This window comes from Marinomonas fungiae (assembly GCF_001418205.1).
Classification (GTDB): Bacteria; Pseudomonadota; Gammaproteobacteria; order Pseudomonadales; family Marinomonadaceae; genus Marinomonas; species Marinomonas fungiae.
Genome location: NZ_LIQF01000013.1, coordinates 93,026 through 101,416, shown reverse-complemented (window position 1 = coordinate 101,416; position 8,391 = coordinate 93,026). Strand labels below are relative to the sequence as shown.

Genomic DNA, 8,391 nt, shown 5'->3' with positions numbered 1-8,391 from the left:
TGGTGCCGCCACCAAGAGTCGAACTCGGGACCCCCTGATTACAAGTCAGGTGCTCTACCAACTGAGCTATAGCGGCATATCAAATTGTCTGGTCGGGACGGCAGGATTTGAACCTGCGACCACTAGCACCCCATGCTAGTGCGCTACCAGGCTGCGCTACGCCCCGTTACTAACTTGGGCGCTGCCCCTGTCAGCGGGTGCGTATATTACTATAACGAATCGAAAAGGGAAGGCTTTTTTCTGATTTTTTTACATTAAATCAAAAAAAAGCACTGTCACCAATAAACCGCTAACTACTTTATATATATACAAAAATTGATCATCATCCTGCAATCCTAGAGTTCACAAGGCTTTCAGAAGCACCCAAAAGCATCGGAGCATTTCACTGCAGATAAACTTCCACTGCCTCACGTCGCCAATTTGGCGCCTCGGGAAAGCACCCTTTTCTCTCTTAAATGCCGTCAATGCACTTTTACTGAGCGGCTCCAACGCATATAAAAAAACCGCTGGTGTTGCCACCAGCGGTTTTTATTAGAGCGTTTCAGCGCTTATTCTTCCATGTAACTCTCAACTTTGGACTTAAGTTTTTGTCCTGGTTTAAAGGTTACAACCGTTCGCGCCGTAATTGGGATTTCTTCCCCTGTCTTCGGGTTACGTCCTGGACGCTGACTTTTTTCGCGCACTTCGAAGTTACCAAAACCTGATAACTTCACCTGCTCTCTTTCCACAAGAGTTTCTCTGACTGTATCAAAAAAACTCTCAACAAGGTCTTTCGCATCTTTCTTGCTCATACCAAGAGAATCAACTAAGTTTTCCGCTATATCTGCTTTCGTCAAGGACGCCATATCATTACCCCCGAATAACTGCTCCGAGTTTCTCAGCCAGTGCACCAGTGACTGCTTCCACCGCACTGTTCACTTCTTCATCACTAAGAGTGTGTGAAGGATGCTGCCACGTCAAGCCCAAAGCAACACTTTTTTTAGATTCATCAATGCCTTGGCCTTGATAAACGTCGAATACTGCGACTTTTTGGAAGGCTTCACCAGCATTCTCCGCGATCACCTTTTCAAGCTCATTTACTGGTGTCGTACGATCGACCAGCAAAGCAAGGTCACGACGCACCTCAGGAAACTTGGACACGCGCTGATATTCAGGAAGCTTCGCACCTAGCACTGTATTTAAATCGACCTCAAACACATAAACGGCTTGGTTTGTACCAAGCTGCTTCGCTAATTGTGGGTGAAGCTCACCGATGACACCTACACGTTCACCATTCACTAATACATAAGCAGAACGACCAGGATGCAAATAAGTTTCATCAGCACGCTCAAACTCGGGCTTAGCGCCTTGATTCAAATCGAACAACGCTTCTACGTGCGCCTTAAGGTCGTAAAAGTCTACTTTTTCGTTGTTATGATACCAACCTTCTGGATAGCGAGAACCGGCAATTAAACCTGCCACTTGGTGCTTCTGATCAAGCTCATCTAGGTTGTTCACATCGCCAACGAAACGGCTGCCCGTCTCAAAGATACGTACGCGTGATTGCTGACGGTTTTGGTTGTGCAGGTAAACTTTTACAAGGCCTGGTAGCAAGCTTGGTCGCATCACACCCATATCACCAGAAATTGGGTTTTCTAGTGGTACGGGATCGATCGCTGGGAAGAACTGCTTGCTTAGCACAGGATCAATGAAACTGTACGTCACGGCTTCTTGATAACCTTGAGACACCAACGTTGCACGCAATGATTGAATCGGCGTTTTGCTTTCCGATGCCGGCGTGAAGTTCACCGCAGCCGTAGGCATTGAAGAAGGTAGATTGTCGTAACCGAAGATACGAGCCACTTCTTCGATCAAGTCCGCTTCGATCTCAATATCAAAACGGTGTGACGGTGCAACCGTTACCCATTTCTCATCGGTCACTTCCACCATTTCTAGACCAAGACGAGACAGAATGTCTGTCACTAAATCTTTATCTAAAGACGTTGCTAGATATTGATCAAGTTTCTGACGACGCAGTGTCACTTGGTTCGCTTTTGGTAAATTCGCTTCCGTTACAGCTTCATTTACCGGGCCTGCTTCACCACCCGCAATTTCAAGGATCAGTTGCGTCGCACGCTCCATTGCCTTAGCAGCAAGCGTCGCGTCTACACCACGCTCAAAACGGTGTGAAGAGTCAGTGTGCAAGCCGTATGAACGTGCTTTACCTGCAAGCGCCAATGGTGCGAAGAAAGCACTTTCTAAAAAGATTGTTTGTGTTTGGTCGTTCACACCAGAGTGCTCACCCCCCATCACACCGGCAATCGCTAGCGCTTTTTGCTCGTCCGCAATGACCATAGTATCAGAACGCAATGCTACTTCTTGGCCGTCTAATAGAAGGATTTTCTCGCCATCTTCTGCCAAACGAACAACGATTGAACCAGTTAGATTGCTTAGGTCAAATGCGTGCATTGGTTGACCCAGCTCGATCATCACGTAGTTGGTGATATCAACGATTGGATCGATCGAACGGATACCGCTACGACGTAGCTTCTCAACCATCCAAAGCGGTGACTCCGCTTTCACGTTCACACCCCTAATCACACGACCAAGGTAGCGTGGACAGCCTTCTGTCGCGTCAACGCGAATTGGGAAGCTATCGTCAATACTTACCGCTTGCGTTTCGATGGCAACAGGCGTCACGTCAACCTTGTTGATCACACCCACTTCACGAGCAAGACCAGCAATACTTAAACAGTCAGCACGGTTTGGCGTTAGATCAACGTCAATAATACTGTCATTTAAGTTTAGGTACTCACGGATATCCGCACCCACTGGCGCATCCGCAGCCAACTCAAGAATGCCATCGTTCTCATCGCTGATTTCTAGCTCAGACGCTGAACACAACATACCAAACGACTCTACTTGACGTAGCTTCGCTTTCTTAATTTTGAAATCACCGCCAAGAACTGCGCCGATTTTAGCAAATGGAATCTTAATACCCGGACGCGCGTTCGGCGCACCACACACAACCTGAAACTGCTCGGTACCGTCAGAAACGGTACACACTTGTAGTTTGTCAGCATTTGGATGCGGTTCTGCCGTGAGAATTTCACCTACGACTACGCCAGTAAATACGCCAGCCGCCGTCTCTACATCATCCACTTCTAGACCAGCCAACGTCACCTGAGCCACAAGCTCATCCGTTGTTACGGCTGGATTGACCCACTCTCTTAGCCAATTTTCACTGAATTTCATAGTTAGCCCTGGTCCTTACTTGAATTGCGTTAGGAAACGAAGATCGTTTTCGAAGAACATGCGTAGGTCGTCTACTTTATAACGCAACATAGCGAAACGCTCGACCCCCATACCAAAGGCAAAACCAGTGTATTTCTCTGGATCAATACCAGACATTTCCAACACTTTCGGGTGCACCATGCCACAGCCTAACACTTCCAACCAAGACTCTTCGCCTTTGCTGTTAGTACGCATGATATCCACCTCAATCGATGGCTCAGTGAATGGGAAGTAACTTGGACGGAAACGCACTTTAAGGTCATCCTCAAAGAATACGTTTAGGAACTGTTGCAAAATACCCTTCAGATCCGCAAAAGAAATGTTTTCGTCGATCAACAAACCTTCCACTTGGTGGAACATAGGTGTGTGAGTTTGGTCAGAGTCACTACGATATACGCGACCAGGACAGATAATACGAATTGGCGGTTGGTTGTTTTCCATGGTACGAACTTGCACTGGAGACGTGTGCGTACGCAGAACCGTATTCGGATTAAAGTAAAAAGTGTCTTGCATAGCTCGCGCTGGGTGATGCGCTGGAATGTTAAGCGCCTCGAAGTTATGGTAATCGTCTTCGATTTCAGGGCCCGATGCTACGTCAAAACCGATACCACGGAAGAAGTTTTCAATTCGTTCCATAGTACGTGTAACGGGGTGCAAACCACCGATCTCTTGGCCTTTACCAGACAAAGTAATATCGATCGTTTCATTCGCAAGTTTTGCGTTCAATGCTGCCGCTGCTAAAGCAGTCTTACGCTCAGTCATTTTCTCTTGAACTTGCTCTTTTGCTTCGTTTACCAATTGACCGAATTTAGGACGGTCTTCTGGCGCAACGTTACCGAGTTGCTTTAGAAGCGACGTTAGAGCACCTTTCTTACCAAGGTACTGAACACGCACCTCATCTAGACCGGCCTCGTTATCAGATGCAGCTACCGCAGCTAAGGCGTCAGCAAGAATCTGTTTTAGGTTCTCCATTTCATACTCCAAAAAATAAAATAGGGGAAGAGCGTTGGCTCTTCCCCTATCAAAGACTGCTTGAGTGACGACACATCAAATGTATGTTCACTCTAGGCACTACGTCTCAATTAAGCCAAGCTTGCTTTCGCTTTTTCAACGATCGCAGCAAAAACTTCTTTCTCGTAAACTGCCAAGTCAGCCAATACTTTACGGTCGATTTCAATAGAAGCTTTCTTAAGACCAGCGATGAAGCGGCTGTAAGATAGACCGTTGATACGAGCCGCAGCGTTGATACGAGCAATCCATAGAGCACGGAATTGACGTTTGCGCTGACGACGGTCACGGTAAGCGTATTGACCAGCTTTGATAACCGCTTGTTTCGCTACACGAAATACACGGCTACGAGCACCGTAGTAACCTTTAGCTTGCTTTAAAATCTTTTTGTGACGGCGACGAGCCTGAACACCACGTTTTACGCGAGGCATAATATAAACCCTTTAACTAGTTGTTGACTGAAAATATCGATTAAGCGTATGGAAGCATGCGAACGATCAATGGCTTGTCGCAAGATTTAACTTGCTGCATTGAACGAAGTTGACGCTTACGCTTAGTAGACTTTTTAGTCAAAATGTGACTAGTGAAAGACTGCTTATGTTTAAAACCGTTAGCGGTACGTTTGAAGCGCTTTAGAGCACTACTGTTAGATTTAATTTTTGGCATGGTAAAACCACTCTCGCATTCGTTAATGTTAAATGTAATAACAAGGGCTAAGTCAAAGACTTAGCCACTTTTATTACTTCTTCTTTTTAGGGGCCAGCACCATAGTCAATTGACGACCTTCCATTTTCGCAGCTTGCTCTACTACACCATACTCTTCCAAGTCTTGAGCGACTCGGTTCATAAGTTGCATGCCAAGCTCCTGATGGGCCATTTCACGGCCGCGGTAACGTAAAGAAACCTTAGCCTTATCCCCTCCTTCAAGGAAACGTATCAGGTTGCGGAGTTTTACCTGATAATCCCCTTCCTCCGTCCCTGGACGGAATTTCATTTCTTTTATTTGGATTTGCTTCGCATTCTTCTTCTGAGCAGCCTTAGCTTTCTTCTGCTCAAAGATATGCTTACCGTAGTCCATGATTTTGCAAACAATCGGATCTGAATCAGCAATCTGCACTAGATCTAGACCTGCTTCTTCTGCAGCGGCCAGTGCTTCTTCAATCGAAACAACACCAATTTGATCACCTTCAGCACCGATTAGGCGCACTTCGGTAGCTCGAATGTTTTCGTTGATTAGAGGACGCTGCTTACTAGCAGTTGTACGTCCACGATTCATATTACCTTTTATAGCTCTATCTCCATTTGTTATTTACGACTACGGCGTGAGATTTCATTTTGAAGCAATTCCTCAAATTCTGGAATACTCATCACACCAAGATCATCACCGGTACGAGTACGTACAGCAACTTGCTGGTTTTCGACTTCTTTATCACCGACAACGATCAAATATGGTACTCGTTGCAGAGTATGCTCGCGGATTTTAAACCCGATCTTCTCGTTTCTCAAGTCAAGTTTTGCACGGAAGCCCTTAGAATTTAGAGTTTTCTCTAAATTCGCACAATATTCGGCCTGGCGATCAGTGATATTCATCACCACAACCTGCTCTGGCGCTAGCCAAACAGGGAATGCACCTTCCGTTTCTTCGATCAAAATACCAAGGAAACGCTCTAGGGAACCTACGATCGCGCGGTGTAACATAACAGGTGTTTGACGTGAACCGTCTTCTGATACGTATTGCGCACCCAAACGCGTTGGCATAGAGAAGTCTACCTGAATAGTACCACATTGCCATACACGGCCAATGGCATCTTTCAAAGAAAACTCTATTTTAGGGCCATAGAAAGCACCTTCACCTGGGAGCTCTTCCCAATCCAATTTAGCATTATCTAATGCATCAGACAGGGCTTTCTCAGCTTTATCCCAAACTTCATCCGCCCCTACACGCTGCTCTGGACGAGTAGATAAACGGTAAATGATCTGATCGAAACCCAAATCCGCATACACTTCATGCAATAAGTCGATAAAAGCCGACACTTCTGACTGAATCTGATCTTCAGTAACGAAGATATGACCATCGTCCTGTACGAAGTTACGCACACGCATAATACCGTGCAATGCACCAGAAGGCTCATTACGGTGACAAGAACCAAACTCAGCCATACGGAATGGCAAGTCGCGGTAACTCTTCAGCCCTTGGTTGTACACTTGAATGTGACAAGGACAGTTCATCGGTTTTACAGCGTAGTCGCGGTTTTCTGAATGAGTAGTAAACATGTTTTCATGATACTTACCCCAGTGACCAGATTTTTCCCACAATACACGGTCTACGATTTGAGGTGTTTTCACCTCTTGGTATCCGTTTTCAAGTTGCTTCTGGCGCATGTACTGCTCAACTGTCTGATACAGCTTCCAGCCTTTAGGGTGCCAAAACACCATGCCAGGCGCTTCTTCTTGAACGTGGAATAAATCTAGTTTTTTGCCTAGTTTACGGTGATCTCGTTTTTCAGCTTCTTCAATACGTGTGAGGTAAGCTTTTAGATCTTTCTTGTCTGACCAAGCTGTACCGTAAATACGCTGAAGCTGTTCATTACTTGAATCACCGCGCCAGTATGCACCAGCCAATTTCATCAATTTAAAGTGACGTAGTACGCGAGTGTTTGGCACGTGAGGACCACGACACATGTCCATGTATTCTTCATGGTGGTACAAGCCTACTTCTTTTACAGACTCGTCCATATCATCGATCAATTGCACTTTGTAGCTTTCACCACGCTCAAGGAATTGAGCACGTGCTTGATCAATCGGCGTCATCTTTTTGATAACGTCGTAATCTTTTTTAATCAGCTCACCAATACGTGCTTCGATCGCCGCCATATCTTCCGGCGTAAATGGACGTTCGTAAGCAATATCGTAGTAAAAGCCTTCATCAATAACTGGGCCGATAGCCATTTTAGCTGTAGGGAACAGCTGTTTTACGGCATGACCTACCAGGTGGGCAAATGAGTGACGAATGATCTCAAGACCTTCTTCATCTCGTCCCGTTACCAAGCTCACATCGGAATCTTCACTGATAACTTCGCAGGCATCGACTAAACGACCGTTGATTTTACCTGCAACGGTAGCTTTGGCTAGACCGGGACCAATGTCCTCAGCCACTTGCATTAATGTAACGGGCTCAGCAAAAGTACGCTGGCTTCCATCTGGTAAAGTAATTACTGGCATTTGTTTCCCCTATCGGAGTCAGTGGTGCTCCATACGAAAGAGCACATGGAAATTTAAGCGCTATAACCTAACACTTATTAGAGCATTTTGCGACCTTAGATGCAGATATTCATAGTTGCAACAAAACACGCATCATGCGATACAAAAATCAACCTTTTTTTGTGCTTTTCAGCCATGGACTTTCCCCCTCAAGAAGGTAAAATGGCGCTCGTTTCACAACAACCCTTCCAAGAAATTTAGGCCTTATGGATCACGAAGCAATTGACAACTACTGCGTTGAGACTACTCAACCAGAGCCAGACCTTTTGTTGGAACTAGTCGATAAGACTTACTCCGACATGGGCTACCCGAACAAGTTATCGGGTCGCACAATTGGTCGCACACTAAAGTTGTTAGCCAAAATCCATCAACCTAAGAACGCTTTAGAGATCGGTATGTTTACAGGCTATTCTGCATTATCTATTGCAGAAGGCATGCCTGAAGACGGCAAATTAATTTGCTGTGAAACCAACCCTCGTGCAATTGAGTTTGCACAGAAATTCTTTGATCGCAGCCCGTTCGGGAGCAAGATCACCCCCATTTTTGGCCCCGCTTTGGATACCATCCAAACAATAAAGGAGCCACTTGATTTTGTTTTTATCGATGCCGATAAACGCAACTATCTCAACTATTATGAAGCAGTAGTACCACTGGTTCGCAGCGGCGGCTTAATCATAATAGACAACTCTATTTGGCAAGGACGAGTACTCTCTCCCGAAGAGAACAGCGATATAGCAGTGGATGCAATGAACCAGCGTATCGCTCAAGATCCGAGAGTGGAGAATGTTCACCTCCACGTACGAGACGGATTAAATCTCGTTTTCAAACTTTAAAACTCATTAATTTTTG

The 8,391-nt window shown here is 45.7% G+C and carries 8 protein-coding genes and 2 tRNA genes; 1 reads left to right on the top strand and 9 read right to left on the bottom strand.

Going from position 1 to position 8,391, the window contains the following annotated elements; all coding sequences use genetic code 11:
- The 9 genes from ASC49_RS16230 to thrS all read right to left on the bottom strand — a co-directional run bounded on the left by ASC49_RS16230 (nucleotide 1) and on the right by thrS (nucleotide 7,503).
- A tRNA-Thr gene (locus ASC49_RS16230) sits at nucleotides 1-76 on the bottom strand.
- Between the two features lie 13 nt (nucleotides 77-89).
- Nucleotides 90-166 (bottom strand) — tRNA-Pro (locus ASC49_RS16225).
- A gap of 382 nt (nucleotides 167-548) precedes the next feature.
- Entirely contained in the window at nucleotides 549-845 is a 297-nt protein-coding gene (locus tag ASC49_RS16220) for an integration host factor subunit alpha (RefSeq protein ID WP_055464292.1), read from the bottom strand.
- Between the two features lie 4 nt (nucleotides 846-849).
- Nucleotides 850-3,234 carry a phenylalanine--tRNA ligase subunit beta gene (pheT, locus tag ASC49_RS16215; protein WP_055464291.1) on the bottom strand — a complete coding sequence of 795 codons (2,385 nt, stop codon included), beginning with the start codon at nucleotides 3,232-3,234 and terminating at the stop codon, nucleotides 850-852.
- A gap of 15 nt (nucleotides 3,235-3,249) precedes the next feature.
- Nucleotides 3,250-4,245, bottom strand: a complete 996-nt coding sequence (gene pheS, locus ASC49_RS16210) for a phenylalanine--tRNA ligase subunit alpha (protein WP_055464290.1) — start codon at nucleotides 4,243-4,245, stop codon at nucleotides 3,250-3,252.
- A gap of 110 nt (nucleotides 4,246-4,355) precedes the next feature.
- Nucleotides 4,356-4,712: a 50S ribosomal protein L20 gene (gene rplT, locus ASC49_RS16205; protein WP_013661637.1), complete on the bottom strand. Its 357-nt coding sequence runs from the start codon at nucleotides 4,710-4,712 to the stop codon at nucleotides 4,356-4,358.
- A 40-nt stretch (nucleotides 4,713-4,752) separates the two neighbouring features.
- On the bottom strand, nucleotides 4,753-4,947 hold the full coding sequence (rpmI, locus tag ASC49_RS16200) for a 50S ribosomal protein L35 (protein ID WP_055464289.1): 195 nt from the start codon (nucleotides 4,945-4,947) through the stop codon (nucleotides 4,753-4,755).
- Between the two features lie 73 nt (nucleotides 4,948-5,020).
- Nucleotides 5,021-5,557 carry a translation initiation factor IF-3 gene (gene infC / locus ASC49_RS16195; protein ID WP_055464288.1) on the bottom strand — a complete coding sequence of 179 codons (537 nt, stop codon included), beginning with the start codon at nucleotides 5,555-5,557 and terminating at the stop codon, nucleotides 5,021-5,023.
- A gap of 29 nt (nucleotides 5,558-5,586) precedes the next feature.
- Entirely contained in the window at nucleotides 5,587-7,503 is a 1,917-nt protein-coding gene (gene thrS / locus ASC49_RS16190; protein WP_055464287.1) for a threonine--tRNA ligase, read from the bottom strand.
- Between the two features lie 245 nt (nucleotides 7,504-7,748).
- Between thrS and ASC49_RS16185 the strand changes: the two genes are divergently transcribed.
- Complete coding sequence (locus ASC49_RS16185; RefSeq protein WP_055464286.1) at nucleotides 7,749-8,375, top strand: O-methyltransferase; 627 nt, start codon at nucleotides 7,749-7,751, stop codon at nucleotides 8,373-8,375.
- Nucleotides 8,376-8,391 lie beyond the last annotated feature (16 nt).

Coding starts and splice junctions, on each gene's coding strand:
- ASC49_RS16220 (WP_055464292.1), bottom strand. CDS start 845: ATGGCGTCCTTGACGAAAGCAGATATAGCGGAAAACTTAGTTGATTCT.
- pheT (WP_055464291.1), bottom strand. CDS start 3,234: ATGAAATTCAGTGAAAATTGGCTAAGAGAGTGGGTCAATCCAGCCGTA.
- pheS (WP_055464290.1), bottom strand. CDS start 4,245: ATGGAGAACCTAAAACAGATTCTTGCTGACGCCTTAGCTGCGGTAGCT.
- rplT (WP_013661637.1), bottom strand. CDS start 4,712: ATGCCTCGCGTAAAACGTGGTGTTCAGGCTCGTCGCCGTCACAAAAAG.
- rpmI (WP_055464289.1), bottom strand. CDS start 4,947: ATGCCAAAAATTAAATCTAACAGTAGTGCTCTAAAGCGCTTCAAACGT.
- infC (WP_055464288.1), bottom strand. CDS start 5,557: ATGAATCGTGGACGTACAACTGCTAGTAAGCAGCGTCCTCTAATCAAC.
- thrS (WP_055464287.1), bottom strand. CDS start 7,503: ATGCCAGTAATTACTTTACCAGATGGAAGCCAGCGTACTTTTGCTGAG.
- ASC49_RS16185 (WP_055464286.1), top strand. CDS start 7,749: ATGGATCACGAAGCAATTGACAACTACTGCGTTGAGACTACTCAACCA.